The sequence below is a fragment of the Nocardia sp. CA-107356 genome, from assembly GCF_050946365.1.
Classification (GTDB): domain Bacteria; phylum Actinomycetota; class Actinomycetes; order Mycobacteriales; family Mycobacteriaceae; genus Nocardia.
The window spans coordinates 2558006-2581879 of record NZ_CP191992.1 but is presented as its reverse complement, the minus strand read 5'-3'; the positions used below and the strand labels follow the sequence as shown (position 1 = coordinate 2581879).

The window sequence follows — 23874 nt, the reverse complement described above, 5'->3', positions numbered from 1 at the left end:
GGCCAACTCCGACCGACGTACTCGCGGATCATCTCGATGACCACCGCGACATCCGCACCGAGTCTCGGAACGCCGATCACCCCTGACAGTTTGCGCGGCTGTCGCAGATCGGAGTCGACCGACTCGCGAGCACTGGGAAGCGCCTCGCCTATGCTCAGCGCCGAACAACTGAACATACCGATCAGTCTCTTTCGGGAAACCTTCCTCCTAGCCCGCCGCAACATGGGAATATCGCGAAGTCCGCATCGGCGAGGGTGGCAGGACCGCGCAACCCGAATCGTCACGTTCTTGCACCGAGAACTCCGAACCTCGTTGCTACCGTAGGCGGTAGTCTCGGACCACACTGCGATGGCATAGTGCGGTGTATAGCGGGCACTCAACGAGGCAAGAACGCAATTTGTGCCAAGCGGTGCGCAGGGCGAAAGGGTTGTCATGGCAGGCAAGCGCACAGTCCTCACGGCGGGTTTGCGGCGGCTCTCGGTGCTGCTGACGGAGATGCGCGAACACGCGGGACTCAGCAAAGAGGAGGTCAGCGGCAAGACCGGAATCAATATCACCACGCTGTACCGCATCGAGACGGCGCAGGCACGGCCGCAGCGGCGCACGCTGATGGCGATGCTCGACCTCTACGGCGTCACCGAGCAGCAGCGCGCGGATGCGCTGGAGTTGCTATCGGACGCGCTCAAGCCCGGTATGTCGCGGCCCTACGAGGCGACGCTGACCGAGGTGCACGCGGCCTACATCAACTTCGAATCGGAGGCGCTCTCGGCCCGGCACTACCAAACCTCCTATATCCCAGGACTATTACAGACCTCGGAGTACGCCGAGGCGGTCATCGACACCAATATGCCGAAGCTGGACGCGGCCACGGTGCAGCACAACGTGCGTGCCCGGATGGATCGGGCCATGCACCTGACCAAGACCGACCCGCTTGAGCTCTGGGTGGTGCTCGATGAGGCGGCGATCCGGCGCGTGGTCGGCGGGGCCGATGTCATGAAGGGGCAGCTCAAGCGGCTCCTGGACGATTCTCAGATGAAAAACGTTATCCTGCAGATACTTCCGTTCTCCGCAGGTGTGCATCCCGGTATGGCCGGCGCGTTCACGCTGCTGGACTTCAAGGATCCGGCCGATCCGGAACTGGTCTACGTGGAGGGCATCGCGGGCGATCAGCTGATCGAGGGGCATCCGCAGATCCGCCGCTTCGGCATCATTTTCGACCAGCTGCGGGCCATGGCATTGAGCCCGCGCGACTCCATGATGCTGATCGCCAAAGCGTCCGACGAGATGCGCTGATCAGCTGCGGCTGGCCCGCCGGTAACCCACCGCAGCGGGAATCGCGAACACTACGAGCGCGCCGAGACACCAGGCGATGGTGGCCAGCAGCGGATCCCGCACCGGACCGCCGAGGGACAGACCACGCATGGCATCGATCGCATAGGACATCGGCTGATGACGCACGATCGGCTGGGCCCACTTCGGATAGGCGACCAGTGGCACGAACCCGGAACTGAAGAACATCAGCAGCGACGAGCCGAGCGAAACCGCCTCCACCAGTGCGGCTTTCGCGCTGAACACGGCCACCGCGGTGACCATGGTGGCGAAGGCGATGCCGAACAGCAGCGGCACCCCGAACAGCGCGATACCCGCGAGCAGCCCCTGCTGGAATCGGAAGCCGAGCACCACCCCCACCGCGAACAGGACTCCGGTGCACAGCAGGATCCGGACCCCCTCCGCGACGATGCGCGCGACCAGCCCCGACGCGCGGTGCACCGGCAGCACCCAGAAGCGGGCCAGCAAACCCTCGTCGCGCTCACGTCCGAGAGTGATGGCACCGGCCACCGAACCGGACATCACGCCGACCAGCGCCACCATCGGCACCGAACCGTAGAGCGCATTCACACCGGAGAAGGACGAAATCTGGTTTCCGAGAATGGTATTCAGCACGATCAGCAGGAGTGCGGGAAAGACCAGCGACTGCACGACGGTCAGCGGGTCACGCCACCAGCGCACCAAAAGCCGCTTGGTCTGGATCATCGTCTGCGGGATCAGCAAACGCCAGATCTCGGTCCGACCGGTGACCGTGGGCAACCGGGCGGCATCCAGTACCTGAGTCATGACGACCTCCGCATCGAAACGAATACCGCCCCAGCGCCGAACACCACGGCGGGGCCGACTGTCCAGGCCAGCGCGGGCCCGAAGATCGACCAGCCGACCACGCCCGCATGGCCCGATGGGTCACCAGCCAGCGCCCGCAGCCCGTACACGAAGTGCGAGATCGGCTGGTTGCGCGCGAAACCCTGAATCCAGTGTGGGAATTGGTTGGCCGGTGCGAATCCGGTGGAGACCATGCCGAAGATCAGCTGAGGCAGGATGAGCGCCTGGGTGGTCGCCTCCGGGCTCTTGGTCGCGGTGCCGAGCAGATCCGCGCCCAGGCACAGCCCCAATCCTATCTGCATCGCGAACGCGATGAAACCGATTGTGTCCCACCAGCTTCCATAGAAGCGGAAGCCGATCACATGGGCGCTCACCAGGGCCGCGGCCAGCGCGACCGCCGCCCGGTACATTGCGGCCGTGACCCGGGCCGCGAGCGGCACCGCCGAAATCATCGGCATCGATCCGAACCGCATATTGAGCCCGTCCCTGGCATCGGTGGCCGACCGGAATGCGGCCGTGATGGCGCAGAAGGCGACCGCCTGCATGACGATCATGGGCGTGAGGTACTGGGCGTAGCTGCTCAGCCCGTGCCCGCGCACGGTCATCACCAGATTCAGCGGCACGTAGAACCCGAGGGTGAAGACCGTTGGCGCGAGCAACGCGGTGATCAGCTCGCCATTGCGCCAGGACGGCCGGACCAGGCGCCAGGTCAGCGCCCACCACTGCGCCACGGTCGCCATACGCGGCGGCGGCGCGTCCACCAGCCGCTCGCTGCTGAGGCGGCGGTATTCCCCGTCGCCGTGTTCCTGCTGGACGGTGCTCGATCCCGCGTCGTTGTCGATGCTCATCTGCACGCTCCCATCCTGCGCGTCACCCGTGCCCGTTGGCGGAGAACTGGCTGATCTCAGCATGTCGCACCCAACCGTTGCCGGTCTACCTTTCCGTGCCGCGGCGGTACCGCGGAGATCTCCGGGAGCGCCCCCGGGGCCGTCGAACCGTCGCGGGTGGTCCCGAGCGCACGGGTGTAAATCCCGCCGCTGACGTGCGGTCCCCAGGCCCGCGCCGTACCTCCCGGATCGCGCCCGGCCGAGCCGTCGCGTCTTCGCGCCGCGGTGGAAAACATCAGATCGCCGTCGCACCCGGTCGGCCGGTAGCCGGTCACCATCCGCGTCGAGACGTCGCAGTGGGCGGTCTGGACGCCGTCGACGGCGATAGCGCCCACGACGCTGCCGCGGACCACCACCGCCGCTGCCTCGGTACTCAGGTCGGGTGAGTCGACCTGCCGCCCGAATATCGGCGTTGCGGCGATGTCGGAGCCGGTCGGCCCCTCGAGGTGGCCGCCGTCGACGGCCATGGCGCCCACGACGCTGCCGGGGACCACCGCCGCATCGGCACTCAACTCGGGTGAGTCGACCTGCCGCCCGAATATCGGACCGAACCTGGACAGCTCGGCCTCGGTGTACGAATTCGGGTCGGCCCGGAAACGGCTATACGGCCGCTCCCCCGCCAGACGGTATGCCGAGATGGCCGTCGCGATCTGCGTCGGGCACTGGGGCGCGATCTCGATCAGGCGCAGGTAGCCGGTGCCGAACTCGCGATCGGCCCGCAAGCCGACTTCGGCCGGTACATCGAGATTCAGATCGCCGACTATCTCGATGTATCGGTCCACGGCGATCGGCGCCGACCCGACTACCTGCTCGACGAACCACGTACCACGCTGGGCGGCCGAGAGGGAAAACGGTCCCGCCGCCATACCGCGCCGAGACGTGTCGTCGGTACTTGATTCCACCGGTCCATACCGCATAGTCCGCTCGTCCGCTTTCGTCATGCCGTCCGAAACCGGCGCGCCGCCACGGTGCTCCGATCACTTCGTTCGTCAAATCTCGTCGCCGCGAGCAGCTTTCGATACCGCCCCGAGTGTCGGAACGACGACTCCGAGGGGTCGCGAAATCACACCAAGGTGTATGCCTGTGCCATGCCGTCATCTCCCGCCTGCGCGGCGCACGCTACGAATTATGTTGTGTCGCTATCACTCTCGTCGGAATGTCCGAATCATGAGGTGACGACCGCGCACGGGGTGAGTAAGGTATGCCCCGATGACCAGCATGGAAGCCCGTTTCCGTGACGCAGCCCGGACCGTGCCCCTCCCCAGTCCATGGAATCTGTCCGCCTACCTCGCCAGTGTCGCCGCGCACCGCGGCCGTTCGATCTCGCTGCAGGCGGTGCCCGCGGCCGCGCTAGCGGATATCGGCTGTCGCGGCAGCGGACTCTGGGTGGCACGCGTCCGCGACGACATCATCGTCTACGACGCCTCCGCCACCGACCGCAATGTGGACCACATCATCCTGCATGAAATCGGACACATGCTGTTCGGACACGGCAGGAGCGAGACGGATGCCGCCGCGCCGATCGCGCCGACGCTGGCCGCACTGCTGCCATCCATTTCACCGGCCTCCATCGAACATGTGCTCGGCCGCAACGAATTCGGCGCCGACCGCGAAGGGGACGCGGAGGTCTTCGCCGATATGACCATGGTCTACGCGACGCTGCCGCGCCGCCGAGAACGTTCGTTTCGCCTGTTCGGGCGCGGCCGCTAGCGACCGTCGGGTAACCGACGAGTCCCGGCACGTAGCTCGTCGACGAGATCCTGATAGGCGTCGGCCAGTTCGTTGAGCTGCACCCACGCGTCATAGAAGACGGCCTCGGGCGCATGCGCGAGCGGGACGAAGGCCTGTGTGGTCATCCTGGCGAGCCGATCCACGATCTCGCCGACGGTCTCGGTGTGCAGCTGTGCGGCGGTGCAGGGCACCGGCATCGCCAGCGTCACCCAGATGTCGATCGCCCGGACCAGATGAGTGCGCCGCCGATCCAGCTTGGCCATCTCACATACCGGCGTCCGCTCGCGAATCTCGTGCAGTTGCGCCAGCTCCCCTGCCGCTTCCAACATCGGATGATCGTCGTGCGGCAGCCCGCGAAACGCGGCCAGCAATACATCCCGCCCCGGAATCATCCGATTGCTTCCGACATACCTCATCTCGGCCTCCCGCCGACGCCGGAACCCGCTACCGTCGGCGAACCTCCCGACCAGCAACGTCGTTGCCGCACCGCACGACCGCACCCCACTCTCCGATTATCGACCCGAATCCCCGTTCGCGACCAGAAACCGCCGATATCAATTTGTTATGGAACTGCCGCAGCGGCGCTACCTGCCGCGATAGGCGCGAGCAGTCGACCAGGGGGCTTGCGTCCTGACCGCGGACCACACCGCCTGCGGCGGCCCGGGCCACTTCGAGCGCGGCCCGTTCAGCGGATCCGTGTGCCGATGGTCGACGTCGAGTAGATCTCGAAGCAAGGCCCACCAGAGCGCTGGATCCATCGGCGCCGACATCGTCCAGCGCGGGCCTCGGGTAGCCGGAGAAGACACAGCCGCCTTCACTTGCGGCAGCGATGCCGAACCAGTTCGACACCGAGGCCGTCGTCGCAAGCCATTCGGCTATGCCGGTATGCCCTCCGCACCATCGGCCAAGTAGTCCGGACCACCGACATAGAAGGTGCGGCCGGATTCGGTTGTCGCACTTGCGGCCTCGGCGACGACGGCGGCGAACTCCGCAATGGTCGGGAGCGCGCCGTGATCGCGGCGGGTCGAAACCGCATCGGGATTGCGACGTTCGAGCAGCCGCACGATGATCGTGCCGTCGATCATGTCGCCGGACACCACATTCAGTCCGATCCCTCGCTCGGTCAGCTCGGGAACCATTGCGCGCAAGGCGTCTTCGCCAGCCCGCTTACTCGCGGCGATCGGCTCATAGTCCGCCGGAACGGGTTTGCGGCCGTGGAAGTGCGCTTGATGGCTGGTCACGAAGACGATCCGGCCGCCGGACGGCAGCTGCGGCGCGGCCTGTCGGACCAATCGAACCTGTGCGTCGCGGTTGAGCGCCATCGCATAGTCGGGCCCGGCATTGCGCTCGAGTCCGCCGGATGCGTTGAGCACCAGCACATCCAGACGCCCGAATTCCGCCACGACAGCGGCGATCAGCGCGGCGGTCGAGTCGGCATCCGCGATATCCGCGCCCGCGATCGATGCGCTGCCACCGGCCGCGATGATCTCCTCGGCGATCGTCTGGGCACGCTTGCGCTTCTCCCGATAGTTGACGATCACGTGATCACCGCCGGCCGCGAGCACCTTTGCGGTCTCGGCCCCGATCCCTCGCGAAGCACCGGTGATCAGCACAATTCGTCGTCCCGTCGAGTCGCCCACCGTCTCCCTCTCACTCATCAGCCCACAGCAATGCTTCTAATTTAGAATCACTATGGTAGTTCGAAATGAGAAGTGCAAGCGGAGCGAAACCGTCCAGGGGCCGAGCCGACCCGGCGCACGCGCCGATGCTGGCGACCATGGACCTCATCGGCCAGCGCTGGATCCTGCGCGTCCTATGGGAACTAGAACCCGGCCGTCTAGGCTTCCTCGAACTGCGCCGCCGGATGGGCAACTGCTCATCGAGCATGCTGTCCACCCGCCTGCAACACCTCCAGACCGCGGGCGTCATAGTCAAGAATCCGGACAAAACCTACGAACTGACCCCCGCCGGACACGAACTCGGCCAAGCCCTGCAACCACTCTGGGACTGGTCCAAACGCTGGCCCCCACCACCCTCCACCCCCAGCTAGCGGCAAATCCGCACCACTGAGGGTGGATACGCCAAAGGCGGTCCCCGGCGTACATCCGGGAACCGCCTTCTAGGACAGCAGCGTTACTTCAGCCGAAGCTTGCCGAACAGACCTTCCTTCTCATCCTCCGGCCCCGCGGTGAAGTACAGCGAGTCGGCATCGCCGAGGCTTTCGCCATTGCCGAACATCAAGGCCCACAAACCCGCGATCTCGACCGGCTTACCCTGCTCATCACGCAAGTAGTCGACGAACTTGCCGGTGGCGTCGTCGTAGGCGAGCACGTGGCCGAGGCCGCCGAAATTGCCGACGAGCAGCTTGCCGCTGAGCGGACCGAAGTTCGCCGGGGCCATCGCGACACCCCACGGCGCGTTCAGGCGACCGCCGTCGTCGAGGATGCGGACCAGCTTGCCATTGGCGTCGAACTCCGCGACCTTGCCCTTGGCGGGCTTACCGTTGGCGTCCTTCTCCTGGTCCTTGTCGAGCGAATCCTCTTCGGCCTTGTCGAACTTCGTCGCATCCTGCTCATCGGGTTTGGTATCGGCGTAGGAGACGAAGATGCGGTTACCGATGGTGGTCACATTGAACGGGGCCGGATCGCCGGGCTTGGCCTTCTTCCCCTTTTCCGGTGCGGCCGCGTCGATCTGGTCGCCGGTGGCGAACGGGTTGGCGAAGCCGACAGTCGGGATCAGCTGCCAGTCCTTGTCGAACGTGCGGATCTGCGGGTTCTCGCCGAAGTCGGCGGCGAGCAGCTTATCGGTGGACGGGGTCAGCGCGATACCGAAGAACGCCATGCCCTGCGACTCGCCGTCGAAGACCAGATTCGCGGGACCGTCGTGCCGGATGATCGCGCCCTCCGGGCCGAGTTCGGTCCACGCCGAGATCTTGCCGGAGTCGGTAGCGAAGATGAATCGCGACGAACCGGTCAGCAGCAGTGGGCCACCGTCCGCGTCCACCGGCTGATCACGCACGACGAACAAGTCCGAGGTAATCGGTGCGCCGTTGAAGACGACACCGGTGGTCTTGCCGATGCTCTTATCCGAGGTGTCGGCGTCCGCGCCCGGAATCGTGACGATCTTCAGCGGATCCTGGAACAGCTTCTGCACCTTGGGGTCCGCGGACGCACTGACGTCACCCACGAACTGGAAGGACTTACCGCCCGCGCCGACCCAGAAGTGCCCGCCTGCACCCTTGGGGCGATCGGCCAGGCCCCAGGCATTCACCATGTCGGGGAAGGTGTACTGCGCCTTGTATTCGGCCTTGTTGGCGGCGAGGTTGGTCTGCGCGTAGTGATTGCCGTCCAGCGCAGGCACTTCGTCGCTCGATGACTTCGAATCCGAGCATGCCGCGGCGACGACCAGGGCCGCACCCAGCACCGATGCGCGCAGCAGACCATTGCGGGCCCGCGACCGCCACGCACCGTCCCGGCGCAATTCACTCCATCGTCCGTTCAACATCTTCGTCCTTTCCAGCCTTCGCAACCCTCATTTGGCGATTAGGCGATGCTAACCTTAGCTTGGTGGATTTTAGAGAGTATGGGAACACCCTCGAATCGACAGGTTTATGCTGTCGGCCGTGGTCGCCCCTCAATCCCCCGTCGCCCCCCATCCCGATATCGCTCCGCTCGCACCGCTGCTCGGCACGTGGCGCGGACCCGGGCACGGTGAGTACCCGACCATCGAATCCTTCGACTATGTCGAGGAAATCAAGTTCGGCCATCTCGGCCGACCGTTCCTCACCTACCGGCAGCGCACCCGCGCCGCCGATGGCAGCCGACCCATGCACGCCGAAACCGGCTATCTGCGCTGCCCGCGCCCGGATCACGTCGAATTGATCCTGGCGCACCCGACCGGCATCACCGAGATCTGTGAGGGCAGCCTCACCATCATCGATGGTGAGCTGCGTATGGAGTTCGAATCGACCAGCATCGGCCGCAGCAGCACCGCGAAAATGGTGACCGCCCTCGGCCGTTCGATCAAACTGGCCGGCGACACCATCGACTACACGCTGCGCATGGCCGCGGTAGGCGAACCACTCACCCACCACCTCACCGCAACCCTGCACCGCGCCTGACCGGGCGCGACATAACAGCAGTTGCCTACCCCACACCGGGTTTCGTCATCACACACGCTCAACCACACGTGTGTGATGACGAATTCGGGTGTGTACTGAAGCCAGTTGGGGTCAGTTGCGCGTCGGGTCCGGGCGCCAGGGTAGGTAGACCCGCCCTTCGGTCTGGGCGGCGGTCTCGGCCGAGTGGAGTTGGTATGGCGTGATACCGCCCGCTTCCCAGGCGCCGACAGAACCTGCCGCGACGGCCGCGGGCGCCTTCGGGGTCAACCCGATCTCATTGCGCACCACCGTGATCGGACGGTCCGCCAGTCCGAACCAATCCAGGTCCAGGAAGTCGTGACTCCCGTGGGTGAGCGCGCCACGCCGCATGGCATCGCCGAGGCGGGTGGCCATACCCGCGGTGCTCAGATGTCCCTCGTTGGCCTCGAACAACCCGGCGCCCGCATGCAGATAGCCGGTCTCGAACAGCGAAATCACCATGGCCAGCAGGCTGAACGCGCGCGGATCGTCGTTGGCGCGCGCCATGAATGCGAACACCTCGATCTCGTTCTCCAGCGTGGTGCCGTATCCGGCGAGCACGTGCACCCAATCGTGCTGGGCCAGCAGCGGCGGAGCCGAACCCGGCCGACCCGGCGTGACGAACCCGCGGTCGGCATAGAAATCGGAGACGCCGCGCCCGAGCGTGCCGACCGGTAGGTCGCGCAGGGTGGCCCAGCGCGCGGCCAAGGCCGGATCATCGCTGACCTGTCCCCACGACGAATCCAGGCTCTCGGTGTGCAGCGCGGTCAACCGGCTCGGATCCAGTCCGCCGAGGTAGCCGTTGCGATCGAAGTCGACCGCGGCCAGCTCGATCGCACCATCGGCGTACTTCTGCGCCACCGCGATCATGTCGTCGTCGACCTCGAGCGCATCGGCGAACTCCCGCAGTTTGGTCGCGACCGCGGCCGGCAGCGGTCGCACCACCAGCGCCGAAAGCAACATGGTCTGCACGATCCGCTCGCGGAAGATCCGATTGCGCCGAGCCAGCCCGACCGCGAAGGTCTCGGCATCGACGGGCCGCAGCGTCTCCAGATCGACCCGATGCCCGGTCATCGACAGAAACAGCGACGGGATCAGCAACTGCTGCAGCGGGGTCAGCCCGTCCTCACCGCCTGCCGCGGCCACCACACCGCTCGCGAGCAGCGCGACTTCGGCCGCGTCCGGCGGGGCCAGCAGTACATCATCCATCCGGTCAACACTCCAGCAAGATCGCAGACAACGTCCACCGCCGCGGTGGACGGTTCACATTATCGAATCGAATTCCGCACGGCGACTACCTGTTTCGCCGAGGGCGTAGTCGCGCCGGATCGACACGGGCAAGGCATGGCTTCGGTGCGTATGCTGAATTCATCGCGTGACGCTTCCGTCGGCGAACAGCCGTGGGCAGAGGCGATCCGGAAGCAGCATGCATTCGGAGGGAATCAGGTGGGCTCTGCGGGCTCGAATCGACCGGCGCTCGATCTTCGAGTGCTCGGACCGGTGCGCCTGCTGATCAACGATCAGGCAATACCATTACCCGGCGCCAAACTCCGCGCCCTGCTCGCCATGCTCGTCATCAACCGCCGCAGCGCCGTCGCGAAAACCACACTGGCGAACAGTATTTGGGATGAGGAGATGCCGAATCGCTCCGTCGACGGCCTCTACTCCTATGTCTCGAATCTGCGCACCGTTCTGCGTTCGGCCGGGGTCGACGACCGGGCCATCCTGCGCACCGTGCACGCCGGCTACCTCCTCGATATCACCGACGACCAGTGCGATGTCGGTCGCTTCGAGCAGGCGCGGACCCAGGGCTCGCTGGCCTTCACCACCGGTGATCTGGGCACCGCGGCCGACTGCTTCGCCGCCGCGCTCGCCGAGTGGAGCGGTGAGGCGGTCGCGGGGCTGCGTGGCCTGCGCTTCGCCGACAATTTCGCCACCGATGTGGACGAACGCCGGTTGAATGCCATCGCCGACCGCCTGGACGCGGATATCGCGTGCGGTCGTGAGGGTGCCGTCCTCGGCGAACTGACCGCGCTGACCGCCGAACACGCCGTCAACGAGCGGCTCTGGCGACTGTTGATCTCCGCGCTGTACCGCGCTGGCCGACAAGCCGACGCGCTGGCCGCCTGTCTGCGCATCCGCCGCAACCTCGCCGACCAGCAGGGCATCGATCCGGATCCGCGCACGCTTGCGCTCGAGGAGGCGATCCGCAGCCAGCAGGCGCTGCCGACGGTCTCCTCCTCACCTGGGGCGACAAAGCGGGATCTACCCGATGTGCTGCGCCAGGCCTGGCTGCGGGTCGGTGACGGTGAGGCCATCGCCATACCGGCGACCGGATTGCGGATCGGCCGCGAATGGGATAACGACATCGTGCTCGACGACGCCAGGGTCAGCCGCAAACACGCGCGCATCCTGCCGCGCGACAATCGGATCTTCATCCGGGATCGGGATTCGGCGAACGGTGTATACGTCAATGGCGTCCCGATCGGTGCCGACACCGCGCTCTCGGATGGGGATGTCATCCGAATCGGTTCCACCACACTGCGTTACGAGATGCCGGAACGACCAGCGGCACCAGATAACGGCAACCACACCATCGGATCGATGTGATCTGGGGACCTGGTCAGTAACCTGCGGGCAAGGCCGCGAGCATGTCACGCGTGACCGCGACGGCATGATCCGAACTGCCGCCCTTGACGAGCAATGTCGCGAAGGCCAGATCGCCGCGATAGCCGACGAACCACGAATGCGATCCACCGTCGACCTCGGCCTCCCCCGTCTTCCCGTACACCTCGCCCTGGTCGGCAATGCGTACGGCGGTACCCCCGGTGACCACCTTGCGCATCATCATGCGTAACCCGTCGAGCACCTCCGCTCCGATGGCCGGACGATCGCCCTTGATCTCGGTGGTGCGTCCGGCGATCAAATACGGCACCGGTGCGGATCCGCGCGCGACGGTCGCGGCGAGCACCGCCATCCCGAACGGGCTCACCACCACCTTGCCCTGGCCGATGCCGTCCTCGGTGCGCTGGATCTTATCGTCGTCCGGTGGCACCGAACCCGATTCGGTCGGCAGGCCGGGGACCGTATATCCCGGTCCGACACCGAATTTCGCGGCCATATCGTGCAGGGCGGCACCCGGCAGCTCACTGGCCAACTTCGCGAACGCGGTATTGCACGACCGCTCGTAGGCGGTAGCCATCGGCACATCACCGAGCTGGAAGAGGTTGTAGTTAGGAATTGTCCGCTCCCCGATGACAATTCGGCTCGGGCACGGCAAAACCGTTTCGGGCGTTGCCTTTCCGATCGACATCGCGGCGGCCGCGGTCACCGTCTTGAACACCGAGCCCGGCGGATACTGGCCGATGGTCGCTACCGGACCATCGCGGTCGGCCGCCTTGTTCTGTGCGACAGCGAGAATCGCGCCGGTCGAGGGCCGCAGCACCACCATCATGGTCTGCTCCTCGCGGGCGTTGACGGCGCGCTGCGCGGAGTTCTGCACGTTGCGGTCGACGCTGAGCGAGAACGACGGTGCGGGTTGGGAGGGCACCTCGGTGAGCACATCGGTGTCGGCACCGTTGGCGTTCATGGTGACAACGCTCCAGCCCGCCTTGCCGTCCACCTCGGCGATCACCGTCTTGCGCACCTGCGCGAGCAGATCGGGCGCGAAATCGCGGTCGGTGGCGACCAGATCCCACTGCTGGGTCAGCGTTACCCCGGGCAGACCGATGAGATCGGCACTCACCTGGTTGAATTCGTTCTCGCTCAAGAGTGCGACGGTGTACGCGCCCTTGGCCGCGTGTGCCGAACCGAGGATCTCCTCGGGGGTGAGCCGCTCGTCGAAGCGGTTCAGCGCCGCCGCCAATGCCGTCGCCGTGTACCCCGGATCCGGCGCGGACGCCACGGTGAACGCGATCCGAGACACCTTGCCCGGCACCAGCACATCGCTGCCGGACTGTTCGTTCACTCTGGCGCGCGGGGCCGGATTGGCGCGCAATGCCATGGTCTGGGTGTTGCCGAGCTTGGGGTGGATATCCGAGGAGGTCCAGCGCACCATCCAGCGGCCATCGCTGCGGCCCATCTGCAACTGGCCGGTGTAGTTCCAGATCCGGGCCTTGGGCAGACGCCACTGGTAGGTGTAGTCGACGGTCGCGGTATCGCCGGTGACCCTGGCCGCGCCGGTATGCGCGGTCAACTCTTCGGCCTGCAGTTCATCCCATGCGGAACGCAGTGCAGCGGTTGCCTTCTCGGGCTGACTGGTCAGCTCGGCGGCGGCCTCGACCTTATGGTTCGCGAAGGCGGCCAGAAAGGCGTCGGCCGCGGGCACCGGTCCCTGCGGGCTGGCCGAGCAACCGGTTCCCGCCGCCGCGAACGCCGCAACGGCCAGCGTGAGAAACATGCGTGTCGACATCGGCACCGATCGTATAGCCAACTGCGAGCAACCGGCTGTGGCACACCGATGTTCGCCACGCGGTGTTCAGTCGAGCAGCACGGTGGCGAAGGTGGCGATTTGCCGGAATCCGACGCGGCTGTAGGCCCGGCGCGCGATCTTGTTGTAGTCGTTCACGTACAGGCTGGCGGTGCGTCCGGAGGCCACCACCGCATTGGCAACGGCGGCCGTGCCGCGGGTGCCCAGTCCGGCGCCGCGACGTTCGGGATGCACCCAGACGCCCTGGATCTGCCCGGTGCGCCGCGACAGCGATCCGACCTCGGCTTTGTACACCACTTCGCCATCCTCGAAACGCGCCCAAGCGCGGCCGGATTCGATCAGGCTCTTGATCCGGCGGCGATAGCCACGGCCGCCGTCGCCCGCGCGCGGGTCGACGCCGACCTCTTCGATGAACATGGCGATCGCCGCGCTGAGATAGCGCTCCAATTCGTCCGGCCGGACCCGGCGAACCTGTGCATCTGCGGTGGCCAAGGCGGGTTGGCCGAGGGCGAGCAGCGGCTGCGCACCGCGCAGCTCCCGTGGCGGTCCCCAATGCGCGGACAACATGTCCCACAGCGGCAGCGCCAGCTCCTGGCGTCCGACCACCGACGAGCACACCCGCGGCCAGCGGATCGCCCGCGTCGCGAACGCGCGTAGCGCATCCTCATTGCCGCGCAACGGCACCAGATTCGCGCCGGCGAAGCACAGCGATTCGGCCGGACCACCCCGACTCCACAGTTCGCCGTGTCCGGTGCCGGTATCCAACCCGAATTCCTGCAACCGTGCCGCCACCATGCACGAGGCGATCGGATCGCTATCGAGGACCCGCAGCACCTGCGCCAGATCCCGGTTGGCGAGCTGACGCGCGGGGACATCCTTGGCCCGTCGCGTCGGCTCTAACAGACTCCGCACATCGACAGCCTGCCACGAATCAACTCGAAGTGGTACGTCGATCCGCAAAAGGCAACCGCAGCGCCAGCCCCCGGAGCGATATCGCTGCCAACGTAACCCACGGAGAAAGTCTTACGAGCGAGGAGTTCCCAGCCCGCCTCACGTCCAACCCGCCGAAGCGCATCCAACCAAGTCGCAAGTCTCGAAACGAAGCGCGCGGTGTACACCCAACGCCGAACTACCACCGTCAGGTAACCACCACGGAGCAAGTCTTACGAGCGACGTTCGCGGCCCGCCTCACATCCAACCCGCCGAAGCGCATCCAACCAAGTCACGAGTCTCGAAACGAAGCGCGCGGTGTACACCCAACGCCGAACTACCACTGTTAGGCAACCACCACGGAGCGAGTCTTACGAGCGAGGAGTTCCCGGCCCGCCTCACGTCCGACCCGTCGAAGCGCATCCAACCAAGTCGCAAGTCTCGAAACGAAGCGCGCGGTGTACACCCAACGCCGAACTACCACTGTTAGGCAACCACCACGGAGCGAGTCTTACGAGCGACGTTCGCGGCCCGTCTCGCGTCCGAGTCGTCGAAGCGATGCGACGCAGTCGCGAGTCTCGACGGCTCGGACGCGAGACCAAGGGGGCCGCGAACCCGCCGCGCCGCAGGCGCGGCTAATTAGACACAGTGACGACGGGTTCGCCCGCGCCCACTTCCTCGCCCATCTCCTCGGCGATGCGCATCGCCTCTTCGATCAGCGTCTCCACGATCTGCGCCTCCGGCACGGTCTTGATGACCTGACCCTTGACGAAGATCTGGCCCTTGCCATTGCCCGAGGCGACGCCGAGGTCCGCCTCCCGCGCCTCGCCCGGCCCGTTCACCACACAGCCCATCACGGCCACTCGCAGCGGGATCTCCATACCCTCCAGCCCCGCGGACACCTCGTTGGCCAGGGTGTACACATCGACCTGGGCGCGGCCGCAGGACGGACAGGAAACGATCTCGAGCTTGCGCGGCCGCAGGTTCAGCGACTGCAGGATCTGCCCGCCGACCTTGACCTCCTCGGCGGGCGGCGCGGACAGCGACACCCGGATCGTGTCGCCGATGCCCTCGGACAGCAGCGCGCCGAACGCGACGGCGGATTTGATCGTGCCCTGGAACGCCGGACCGGCCTCGGTCACCCCGAGGTGCAGCGGGTAGTCGGACTGGGCCGCCAGCTGACGGTAGGCCTCGACCATGACCACCGGGTCGTTGTGCTTGACCGAGATCTTGATATCGCCGAAGCCGTGCTCCTCGAACAGGCCCGCCTCCCACAGCGCCGACTCGACCAGCGCCTCGGGGGTCGCCTTGCCGTACTTCTCCAACATCCGCTTATCCAGCGAACCGGCGTTCACGCCGATGCGAATCGGGATACCGGCCGCGCCAGCGGCCTTGGCCACCTCGCCGACCCGGCCGTCGAATTCCTTGATATTGCCGGGGTTCACGCGCACCGCGGCGCAGCCCGCGTCGATGGCGGCGAAGATATAGCGCGGCTGAAAATGGATATCCGCGATGACCGGGATCTGGCTCTTGCGCGCGATGGTCGCCAGTGCGTCGGCGTCCTCCTGGCGCGGGCAGGCGACGCGCACGATATCGCAGCCCGACGCCGTCAGCTCGGCGATTTGCTGCAGGGTGGCGTTGATGTCGTGGGTTTTGGTTGTGGTCATCGACTGCACGGAAATCGGGTGATCGCTGCCGACGCCGACATTGCCGACCATCAACTGGCGGGTCTTGCGTCGAGGCGCGAGAACGGCCGCGGGTGCGGTCGGCATCCCCAATCCGATTGTGCTGGTCACTTTCGGCTGCCTACTTTCGTGCGTGCTGTTTGGGCCGTTCGCCTACCGAGCTTAGCTGCGTCGCGCGACCGCTCACCCTGTGACGGCCATGACACAGGCCATGACAGACGGCTGTCCCGCGATGCCAGCAATCCGGCGTTCGCGGGTTATCGCGGGCGGACCGCGACAGGTTAGCGCGTCAGCGGAACAACTGAATCGGATTCACGATGTCGGCGACCAGCGTCAGCACCATATACGCACCACCGATCACCACTGCGACGTAGGTCACCGGAAGCAGTTTCAGATAGTCGACCGGCCCGGCGGGTGCCAGCCCCTTCCAGCCGCGGATGGTATTGCGGATCTTCTCGTAGAGCACCACCGCGATATGCCCGCCGTCCAGCGGCAGCAGCGGCACCAGGTTGAACGCACCGAGGAAGAAGTTCAGGCTGGCCAAGACCAGGATGAACACGCCCCACAGGCCGCGCTCCGCGGTCTCGCCGCCGATCTTGCTCGCGCCGTAGACACTGACCGGCGTCTCCGGATCGCGCTCGCCGCCGGTCACTGCGGTCCACAGCGAAGAGACCTTCTGCGGCAGCTGGGCCAGCGATTGCACAGTGCGCACGAACATCTGCCCGGTGTAGGCGCCCGCCGCGGGAATCGCGGCCAGCACGTTGTACTGCAGGGGTTCGTAGTACTCGGAGCCGACGCCGACCGCACTGACTTCGCGGCCGGGACCGCCGCCCTTGGGATAGCGTATGACGCGTTCCGGAGCGACCTCGATGGTCTTGGTCTGCCCGTCCCGCTCGACGGTGTAGGTGAACGGACCGGTCTGCTTCTGGGTTTCGGCGGTGAACTGCTGCCAGGTCGTCACCTTCACGCCGTTGACGGCCTTGACCACGTCACCGCGCTGCATACCCGCCCGCTGCGCCGGGCCGGTACCCGTGCAATCGTCCAGCTTCTCATTCGGTTTCTGCTGGGCGACACAATTCATCTCGCCGATGGTGGTGGCGGGCGGCTGATCGAAGCGCGGCAGCCCCCAACCGACCGCGAGCACGACCAGCAGGATGAAGCCGAGCAGGAAGTTCATCGCGATCCCGCCGAACATCACCACCAGCCGCTTCCAGGTGGCCTGCCGGTACATGGCGCGGTCGAGATCCTCGGGCTCCAGTTCGTCCAATGCGGTCATGCCCGCGATATCGCAGAAGCCGCCGAGCGGGAGCGCCTTGAGGCCGTATTCGGTTTCACCGCGCCGGAAGGAGAACACCCTGGGGCCGAAGCCGATGAAGTAGCGTCGCACCTTCATGCCGGTGGCCTGCGCGGCCCACATATGCCCGCATTCGTGCAGCGCGATCGATATCGTGATGCCGAGGGCGAACAGTACGAACCCCAACGCGAACACCATTGCTGTACAGCCCTCCTGCGTTGCGCAGCTCGCCTCAAATGAAGTGCGGCCGCCCGCAGCGGCCGCGACTACCCGCATACGCACGTACATCCCGCGCCGCGAGCACCCTGACCACAGTAGCCGGACACCGACCAAACCTGTCCGGTGAGTCTGCCAGGCCGCCGTCCTGCGGCGCGCCCGATCGGGCGCGAGTAGGGACTACCCGCTGACGAGGGCGCGTGCGTAGTCCCGTGCCCACCTATCCGCCGCGAGCACGTCCTGCAGGGTTTCGGGTTCGGCGCGCCACTGGTCGGCCGCCTCGACGGCGCGCGCGACGGTGCGCACGATATCCGGGAAACGGATAACGCCGTCCAGAAAGGCTTGCACCGCAATCTCATTCGCCGCGTTGTAGACCGCGGTGACGCTGCCGCCCGCGGTTCCGGCCTGCCTGGCCAGCTCGACGGCCGGGAACACCGCAGTGTCGAGCGGCTCGAATTCCCAGGTCGACGCGGTGCTGAAGTCGCAGGCGGCGGCCGCGCCGGGCACCCGATCGGGCCAGCCGAGTGCCAGTGCGATCGGCAACTTCATATCGGGCGGGCTGGCCTGAGCCAGGGTGGAGCCGTCTGTGAAGGTGACCATGGAGTGCACGATCGACTGCGGGTGCACCGTGACGTCGATGCGGTCGTAGGGCACTGCGAACAGCAGATGCGTCTCGATCAGTTCCAGGCCCTTGTTCACCAGCGATGCCGAGTTCAGCGTATTCATCAGCCCCATCGACCAGGTCGGATGCGCCTTCGCCTCGGACGGATTCACCGATTCCAGCATTTCGGTGGTCCAGCCGCGGAACGGGCCGCCCGACGCGGTCAGCACCAGCCGATCCACCTCCTCGGCTCGGCCGCCGCGCAGGCACTGTGCGAGCGCGGAATGTTCGGAGTCGACCGGCACGATCTGGCCGGGTGCGGCGGCCCGGGTCACCAGGGAGCCGCCCGCGACGAGGGATTCCTTATTCGCCAGCGCAAGCCGGGTGCCCGATTGCAGGGTCGCCAGGGTCGGCTCCAATCCCAGCGAACCGACCAATGCGTTGAGTACGACATCCGCCTCGGTGCGACGCACCAGTTCGGTGACCGCACCGGGGCCGCTCAGTGCCAGGTCGAGTCGAGCTCCGGCGGCCGGATCGGCGACCGCGACATTGCGGGTGCCGGTGGCGGCCATCTGTGCCGCGAGCAGCTCACTGTTGCCGCCGCGCGCGGCCAGGCCGACCACCTCGAACTTGTCGGGATTGGCGGCAATCACCTCGAGCGCCTGGGTACCGATGGAACCGGTGCTGCCGAGCAGAAGAACTCTCACAATGTCGGACACGGCCCCATTGTGGCAGCGGGGCCAGCGACGCGCCCGAAGGCGGTAGCCTGCGTAACCACTAGGGTGCCGCTGCCACCGCCGATCAAACACAGCCCTGCTGGCTACGACGAGCGGTCGTATGCCACGATATCGGCAGCAACACCCATACCGAGCTAAGGAGCGATCGTGGCCGCCACGGAACTCGAACCCACCAGTGACCGGGCAATCGTCACCCACGTGGACACCGCCGAGGTTCCGTCCGCCGAATGGGGCTGGAGCGGGGAATCGCGCCGCACCTTCCGCGCCGCGGGCTGGGTCGTCTGCCTGATCCTGGTGGCGATGACGATCGGCAACCACAAGGGCAAGATCGAAGACATCTTCCTCGTCGGCTTCGCCGCCCTGATTGCGGGCATCATGATCCGCGACTCGATCCTGCGCCGCAAGCCTCGCTAGTACACACCGAAAGGTGTTGACCCGGTTAGGGATTCGCCCGCCTAACGCCCTCGTCGCTTGGCGGGCTTCTTCTTGGCTCCCGGGTTCTTGACGAAACTCTTCGCGGCGGCACCGCGACCGCTCGCCGAGCGTTTCGCGCTGGTCTTCTTCGACGGCTCGGTCTTCTTGCGCTGAGCCGGAGCGCGCGAGCTGCGTTCGGACCGGCCGCGCACGATTCCGACGAATTCTTCGATCAGTTCGGTGGTCTGCGTGGTCGGCCAGGCCAGTGCGATCTCCGTATCCGGAACACCCATCATCGTCCGGTAGACGACGTCGCGGCGGGCGTGCAGGCGAGCGATGGAATGCGGGACGATGGCAACGCCGACACCGGCCGCCACCAACTCGATGGTGCCCGCGATCGCATCTAGATCGCTGGCGTCCTGGATCCGTTCGCCCTCCAGATCACCCATACCTACCTGCTCGAACAGCGACAGGGTGTGATCTTTGGGCACCACGACGACGGGGAGCTCGCGATACAGCGCAATCGCGCTCAGACCCTCGCGATCGATCGGCAGCCGGACGAAGCAGGCGTCGACCCGCCCCTCGCGCAGCGCGGCGAGCTGCTCGGCCATCGGGATCGGAACGACCTCCAACGGAGTATCGGGAAACCGCTCACCCCAGATCCGCGTCCACTTGGAGACCGTGACGCCCGGCACGAAGCCGACCCGCAGGGCGAGATCCTCCGTACCGACGGGCTCGGGCGCTTCGCCTCGCGCGATGATGTCCCTGGCATCGCGCAGAAATTGTTGACCGGCCTCGGTCAGTTGCGTCGGCTGTGCCCCGGGTACAAAGAGTTTGGTCCCGAGTTCGCGCTCCAAGTCGATTACCGCATGACTCAACTTCTGCCGCGAAATGTGCAGCGATTTCGCCGCGCGCGCGAAATGCAGTTCCTCGGCAACCGCGACAAACCAGCGCAGGCGGGTCACATCGATGGACTCGGGGTTCATTCGTATGAGGGTATTGCCCTTGGGGCCGGGCACTTGCGAGGCGGGTGGTCCGGACCGGCGACCGCGCGGGATGGGCGATGGCTTCGCCTGCGCTCGCCCGAGGGCAAACCGCGTGCGGTCGGACAGTGTCCGCCCATTAGGCTGTACCGGTGAGCCCGGATAAGAAACCGCAGACCATGAAGCCGCTGACCGCGGCGAACAAGCTCGGCATCTACCTTCCGGCGACGCCCGAGGAATTCCGCAATTCCCCGATCTCCCGCGCCGAACTCGAAGAACTGCGCACCGATCCTCCGGCCTGGCTGACCGAACTGCGCAAAACCGGCCCCTTCCCCCGCGATATCGTCGCGCGCAAACTCGGAGTTTCCAATACCGGCCTGGCCCGCGCCGACGTCTCCGACGCGATGAACGCCGAGGAGATCGCCGCCCTTCTCGCCGATCCGCCGGAGTGGCTGATCCGCGAACGCGAAAACTACGCCGCGGTGCTGAAGGAAAACGAGCGCATCAAAACCCAGCAGGACGAACGCCGCGCCGCCTCCAATCGCCCCGCCAAGAACCGCACCTGACCTCGGCCGGTTCCACATCGGCCACCACCATGTCGCGACAGGGGGGCGGCTGCGTCGTAGCCGCACCCAGGTCCGCTGTCTGAAGGCGGAAGTGCTTATGTCGCACCAGGTTTCGTGGTGACCAGTTGACAGGCCCCGTCGGTGCACGCGCGCTGCAACCGGCCCCGCGAGAGGGTCTGGAGCAGTCCGATCGCCCAACAGGTCGGGCAGCCGCGCAGTGCGACGAGGCCGACCGGGAGCAGCAGCAGGCTGACCGGCCCGAATGCCGGTATCAGTGTGACCGAACCGATGACGGCGCCGAATCCGATTGCGCCACGGGCCAAGTGGCGCGGCACCGACGCACTGGCGAACTGATCGCGCCCGTCCGTCGCCCGACCACCACCCCGCGCGGAATCGCTGCGCGATACTTCCCTGATCACTCGACCACCAAACTCTGCTGCACCGCCGAACGTGCCCGATGCAGCCGCGACTTCATCGCCGCGACGCTCAACCCGAGCCGATCCGCGACCGTTCGACCGCTGTATCCCTGCACATCTCGCATGATGAGCACCCGCCGCTGATCCGCGGGCAACGCCGCGATCGCTGCGGCCACCCGCTCGGCCTCCCAACGATTGATCGCCTCCTGCTCCGCCGATGCAATGGCCGAATCCGGAATCGGTTCCGTCGGTCGCACGCGCAACCGCAATTGACGCAGACATTCGTTGCGCACGATCCGAAACATCCACGATGCCAATGCCCCCGACGCCCGCAGTGTCCCGATCTTGCGATACAGAATGATCAACGCTTCCTGCGCCGCATCCTCGGCATCCTCCGGCGACGCACACAGTGAATAGGCGAATCGCCGTACATGCGGATGCGATCCGGACACCAGCGTGGTGATCGACTCGATATCGCCTTCCCGCGCCGCGGCGACGAGATGTTCGTCGGGCCAGCACACCTCAGCCACGGGACCGACTCCACCGACGCAGCACGGTAATGCTGCACGCACCGATGAGCAGCACCCCGACAACAACCGCGGCAATGATCACGACAAACCTCCCGATCTCGTGCCGACCGTGTTGCCGACACAAGTATGAGAGACGCGGACCGGAAGAAAGGATTCAACACCGGCGAATGGCGAGGACCTCCCCCGTGACGCGTCGCCGCTGCCGACGGCATTCGACCACACCATCGACGCCTACCGAGCGCTGGAAACACTGCTCGCCGACGGACGCGTCCGTGCGATCGGAATCAGCAATTTCAAACCCGACCACCTCGACGCGCTACTGAAACGCACCGAGGTCGTGCCAGCCGTCCATCAGATCGAACTACACGATCGATGCCCCTTAGGAGTACACCCCTGAGATGGCGCCTGGATCCTCTCAGCAGTCGGTGCGGAAGTGACCGCCGAGGGCGGAGACCTGCGCGAATCGGCCACACACCACGAGCCGGATTGCCCTAACCTTCCGCGGCCAGCTGCCCGCAGGCAGCGGCGATCTCCTGACCGCGAGTGTCGCGTACCGTGCAGGGGACGCCCTGGGCGTTGACGCGCCGAACGAATTCGGCCTCAACGGGTTTCGGGCTGGCATCCCACTTGCTGCCGGGGGTCGGGTTGAGCGGGATCACGTTGACGTGCACGCGCGAGCCGAGGGCCTTGTGCAGCTTCTGCCCGAGCAGATCGGCCCGCCACGGCTGATCGTTGATATCGCGAATCAAGGCGTACTCGATCGAGACCCGGCGGCCGCTCTTATCGGCGTAGTAGCGCGCCGCGTCGAGAACCTCGGCGACCGGCCAGCGGTTGTTCACCGGGACGAGCGTGTCGCGCAATTCGTCATCAGGCGTATGCAGCGATACCGCCAGGGTGACCGAGAGGTCTTCATCGGCCAGTTTGCGGATGGCAGGGGCCAGGCCGACCGTCGATACGACCACACTGCGCTGGGAGATGCCGAAACCGTCGGGAGCGGGCGAGGTGATGCGACGCACTGCAGCGACTACCCGCTTGTAGTTTGCCAGCGGCTCGCCCATACCCATGAAGACAATGTTGGACAGGCGGCCCGGACCGCCCGCAACCTCGCCGTCACGCATAGCGGCGGCCGCGGCGCGGACCTGGTCGACGATCTCGGCGGTGGACAGGTTGCGATTGAGGCCGCCCTGACCGGTGGCGCAGAACGGGCAGGCCATGCCGCAGCCCGCTTGGCTGGAAATGCAGAGAGTGGCGCGATCCGGATAACGCATCAGCACCGACTCGAGCAGGGTGCCATCGCCCGCGCGCCACAGGGTCTTTCGCGTCTCACCGCCGTCACAGGCGACGTGCTTGACCACCGACATCAGGGGCGGGAACAGCGACTCGCCGATCTTGTCGCGCACGGCGGCGGGCAGGTCGGTCATCTGCTCCGGGTCGGCCTGCAGGCGTCCGTAGTACTGGCGCGCGATCTGGTCAGCGCGGAACTTCGGCAGCCCGAGCTCCTCGACCGCGGCCTTACGCCCGTCGGCATCGAGGTCGGCGAGATGCCGCGGCGGCATACCACGGCGCGGAGCATCGAAGACGAGGGGCAGGGAGAGGGTCATAGTTTCTCCAGTGTCCCATCCCGGACGTCGACCGCCGACCGAAGGTGACCATCACGACGTCCAACGCGACGAAAGTCACCGTCGATCGGACCGACATCAGCACTGGCGAGCCACCCTCGCCCCGGCGTCACGACCTGCCGATCCCCCGCACCGAAATGCGTGCATCGACCATAGCGATCAGCAATGATCGGACTATGACCAGCCACGCCGAGTCGCCGGAGCCGGAGCGCACCGACGATATCGCACCCCCGTCACCGACCGACCACAAGACCGTCGAGCCGACCGGCCGCAAAACAGTGGCGAAGACTCGGACCGGCAACACCTGGGTCGCGTTGATCGTCGCGGCGCTGATCGGGATCGTGGTGCTGATCTTCATCCTGCAGAACCTGGATCAGCAGCGAGTGGATCTGTTCTTCTGGAACTTCTCCCTGCCGGTCGGAATCACGGTCCTGCTATCGGCGATCGCGGGCGCCCTGGTGATGGCGCTGGTGGGCGGCATGCGCATCTTCCAGCTACGCCGCGCCGTGAAGCGCTAGTACCGGCTGTCTGTGGAGTGGTGGGC

The 23874-nt window shown here is 66.1% G+C and carries 24 protein-coding genes and 1 pseudogene; 9 read left to right on the top strand and 16 right to left on the bottom strand.

All coding sequences use genetic code 11. The features are described 5' to 3' along the window. Nucleotides 1–432: 432 nt before the first annotated feature. Nucleotides 433–1293, top strand: coding sequence for a helix-turn-helix domain-containing protein (locus ACQP1G_RS11715; protein WP_433202172.1), 861 nt, complete (start codon nt 433–435; stop codon nt 1291–1293). On the opposite strand, the gene ACQP1G_RS11710 is transcribed toward ACQP1G_RS11715, so the two are convergent. The 3 genes from ACQP1G_RS11710 to ACQP1G_RS11700 are packed head-to-tail and all read right to left on the bottom strand — an operon-like array spanning nt 1294 to nt 3943. Further along, nucleotides 1294–2115 (bottom strand): ABC transporter permease, encoded by an 822-nt coding sequence (locus ACQP1G_RS11710; RefSeq protein WP_433202169.1) that lies wholly within the window; start codon nt 2113–2115, stop codon nt 1294–1296. After that, entirely contained in the window at nt 2112–3002 is an 891-nt protein-coding gene (locus ACQP1G_RS11705) for an ABC transporter permease (protein WP_433202166.1), read from the bottom strand. Before ACQP1G_RS11705 ends, ACQP1G_RS11710 begins: the two co-directional genes overlap by 4 nt. A gap of 56 nt (nt 3003–3058) precedes the next feature. Then, the gene (locus ACQP1G_RS11700; RefSeq protein ID WP_433202163.1) at nt 3059–3943 is read right to left on the bottom strand and encodes a hypothetical protein; all 885 of its coding nucleotides are present in this window, start codon (nt 3941–3943) and stop codon (nt 3059–3061) included. Nucleotides 3944–4250: 307 nt separating this feature from the next. On the opposite strand from ACQP1G_RS11700, the gene ACQP1G_RS11695 reads away from it, so the two are divergent. Beyond that, a complete protein-coding gene (locus ACQP1G_RS11695; protein WP_433202160.1) occupies nt 4251–4751 on the top strand; it encodes a hypothetical protein in 501 nt (166 codons plus the stop codon). On the opposite strand, the gene ACQP1G_RS11690 is transcribed toward ACQP1G_RS11695, so the two are convergent. Beyond that, a complete protein-coding gene (locus ACQP1G_RS11690) occupies nt 4748–5188 on the bottom strand; it encodes a DUF4254 domain-containing protein (RefSeq protein ID WP_433202157.1) in 441 nt (146 codons plus the stop codon). The genes ACQP1G_RS11695 and ACQP1G_RS11690 overlap by 4 nt on opposite strands. Nucleotides 5189–5647: 459 nt before the next feature. Continuing rightward, nucleotides 5648–6430 carry an SDR family oxidoreductase gene (locus ACQP1G_RS11685; protein ID WP_433202154.1) on the bottom strand — a complete coding sequence of 261 codons (783 nt, stop codon included), beginning with the start codon at nt 6428–6430 and terminating at the stop codon, nt 5648–5650. A gap of 47 nt (nt 6431–6477) precedes the next feature. Here ACQP1G_RS11685 and ACQP1G_RS11680 point away from each other — a divergent pair, with 47 nt between their 5' ends. Beyond that, the gene (locus ACQP1G_RS11680) at nt 6478–6822 is read left to right on the top strand and encodes a winged helix-turn-helix transcriptional regulator (protein ID WP_433202151.1); all 345 of its coding nucleotides are present in this window, start codon (nt 6478–6480) and stop codon (nt 6820–6822) included. 83 nt (nt 6823–6905) lie between these two features. Here the strand turns inward: ACQP1G_RS11680 and ACQP1G_RS11675 are convergent, their stop codons facing one another. After that, complete coding sequence (locus ACQP1G_RS11675; RefSeq protein WP_433202148.1) at nt 6906–8276, bottom strand: TIGR03118 family protein; 1371 nt, start codon at nt 8274–8276, stop codon at nt 6906–6908. Nucleotides 8277–8382: 106 nt separating this feature from the next. On the opposite strand from ACQP1G_RS11675, the gene ACQP1G_RS11670 reads away from it, so the two are divergent. After that, nucleotides 8383–8892 (top strand): peroxynitrite isomerase, encoded by a 510-nt coding sequence (locus ACQP1G_RS11670; protein ID WP_433202145.1) that lies wholly within the window; start codon nt 8383–8385, stop codon nt 8890–8892. 111 nt (nt 8893–9003) lie between these two features. On the opposite strand, the gene ACQP1G_RS11665 is transcribed toward ACQP1G_RS11670, so the two are convergent. Next, a complete protein-coding gene (locus ACQP1G_RS11665; RefSeq protein ID WP_433202142.1) occupies nt 9004–10119 on the bottom strand; it encodes a hypothetical protein in 1116 nt (371 codons plus the stop codon). A gap of 279 nt (nt 10120–10398) precedes the next feature. Between ACQP1G_RS11665 and ACQP1G_RS11660 the strand changes: the two genes are divergently transcribed. Beyond that, nucleotides 10399–11520, top strand: coding sequence for a BTAD domain-containing putative transcriptional regulator (locus ACQP1G_RS11660; protein WP_433202139.1), 1122 nt, complete (start codon nt 10399–10401; stop codon nt 11518–11520). Between the two features lie 13 nt (nt 11521–11533). Here the strand turns inward: ACQP1G_RS11660 and ACQP1G_RS11655 are convergent, their stop codons facing one another. The 5 genes from ACQP1G_RS11655 to dxr all read right to left on the bottom strand — a co-directional run bounded on the left by ACQP1G_RS11655 (nt 11534) and on the right by dxr (nt 18784). Beyond that, on the bottom strand, nt 11534–13321 hold the full coding sequence (locus ACQP1G_RS11655) for a penicillin-binding transpeptidase domain-containing protein (protein ID WP_433202136.1): 1788 nt from the start codon (nt 13319–13321) through the stop codon (nt 11534–11536). A 66-nt stretch (nt 13322–13387) separates the two neighbouring features. Further along, nucleotides 13388–14251 (bottom strand): GNAT family N-acetyltransferase, encoded by an 864-nt coding sequence (locus ACQP1G_RS11650; RefSeq protein WP_433202133.1) that lies wholly within the window; start codon nt 14249–14251, stop codon nt 13388–13390. 653 nt (nt 14252–14904) lie between these two features. Next, nucleotides 14905–16065: a flavodoxin-dependent (E)-4-hydroxy-3-methylbut-2-enyl-diphosphate synthase gene (gene ispG, locus ACQP1G_RS11645; protein ID WP_433202129.1), complete on the bottom strand. Its 1161-nt coding sequence runs from the start codon at nt 16063–16065 to the stop codon at nt 14905–14907. 178 nt (nt 16066–16243) lie between these two features. Further along, a complete protein-coding gene (locus ACQP1G_RS11640) occupies nt 16244–17446 on the bottom strand; it encodes a M50 family metallopeptidase (RefSeq protein ID WP_433202126.1) in 1203 nt (400 codons plus the stop codon). Between the two features lie 198 nt (nt 17447–17644). After that, the gene (gene dxr / locus ACQP1G_RS11635; RefSeq protein WP_433202123.1) at nt 17645–18784 is read right to left on the bottom strand and encodes a 1-deoxy-D-xylulose-5-phosphate reductoisomerase; all 1140 of its coding nucleotides are present in this window, start codon (nt 18782–18784) and stop codon (nt 17645–17647) included. Nucleotides 18785–18949: 165 nt separating this feature from the next. Here dxr and ACQP1G_RS11630 point away from each other — a divergent pair, with 165 nt between their 5' ends. After that, nucleotides 18950–19216 carry a DUF2631 domain-containing protein gene (locus ACQP1G_RS11630; protein ID WP_433202120.1) on the top strand — a complete coding sequence of 89 codons (267 nt, stop codon included), beginning with the start codon at nt 18950–18952 and terminating at the stop codon, nt 19214–19216. Nucleotides 19217–19257: 41 nt separating this feature from the next. Here ACQP1G_RS11630 and ACQP1G_RS11625 read toward each other — a convergent pair whose 3' ends face one another. Continuing rightward, complete coding sequence (locus ACQP1G_RS11625; protein ID WP_433202117.1) at nt 19258–20202, bottom strand: LysR substrate-binding domain-containing protein; 945 nt, start codon at nt 20200–20202, stop codon at nt 19258–19260. Between the two features lie 149 nt (nt 20203–20351). Between ACQP1G_RS11625 and ACQP1G_RS11620 the strand changes: the two genes are divergently transcribed. Beyond that, complete coding sequence (locus tag ACQP1G_RS11620; protein ID WP_433202114.1) at nt 20352–20765, top strand: DUF5997 family protein; 414 nt, start codon at nt 20352–20354, stop codon at nt 20763–20765. A gap of 95 nt (nt 20766–20860) precedes the next feature. Here ACQP1G_RS11620 and ACQP1G_RS11615 read toward each other — a convergent pair whose 3' ends face one another. Both ACQP1G_RS11615 and ACQP1G_RS11610 read right to left on the bottom strand, forming a co-directional pair. After that, nucleotides 20861–21184 (bottom strand): hypothetical protein, encoded by a 324-nt coding sequence (locus ACQP1G_RS11615; protein ID WP_433202111.1) that lies wholly within the window; start codon nt 21182–21184, stop codon nt 20861–20863. Further along, nucleotides 21181–21711 carry an RNA polymerase sigma factor gene (locus ACQP1G_RS11610; RefSeq protein WP_433202108.1) on the bottom strand — a complete coding sequence of 177 codons (531 nt, stop codon included), beginning with the start codon at nt 21709–21711 and terminating at the stop codon, nt 21181–21183. Before ACQP1G_RS11610 ends, ACQP1G_RS11615 begins: the two co-directional genes overlap by 4 nt. Before the next feature lie 199 nt (nt 21712–21910). Between ACQP1G_RS11610 and ACQP1G_RS11605 the strand changes: the two are divergent. Further along, nucleotides 21911–22078 (top strand): annotated as a pseudogene (locus ACQP1G_RS11605) (aldo/keto reductase); the annotation flags it as partial. A gap of 124 nt (nt 22079–22202) precedes the next feature. Here the strand turns inward: ACQP1G_RS11605 and rlmN are convergent. Then, nucleotides 22203–23312, bottom strand: a complete 1110-nt coding sequence (rlmN, locus tag ACQP1G_RS11600; protein ID WP_433202105.1) for a 23S rRNA (adenine(2503)-C(2))-methyltransferase RlmN — start codon at nt 23310–23312, stop codon at nt 22203–22205. Nucleotides 23313–23506: 194 nt separating this feature from the next. On the opposite strand from rlmN, the gene ACQP1G_RS11595 reads away from it, so the two are divergent. After that, on the top strand, nt 23507–23848 hold the full coding sequence (locus ACQP1G_RS11595; protein ID WP_433202102.1) for a LapA family protein: 342 nt from the start codon (nt 23507–23509) through the stop codon (nt 23846–23848). The last annotated feature ends 26 nt before the right edge of the window (nt 23849–23874 follow it).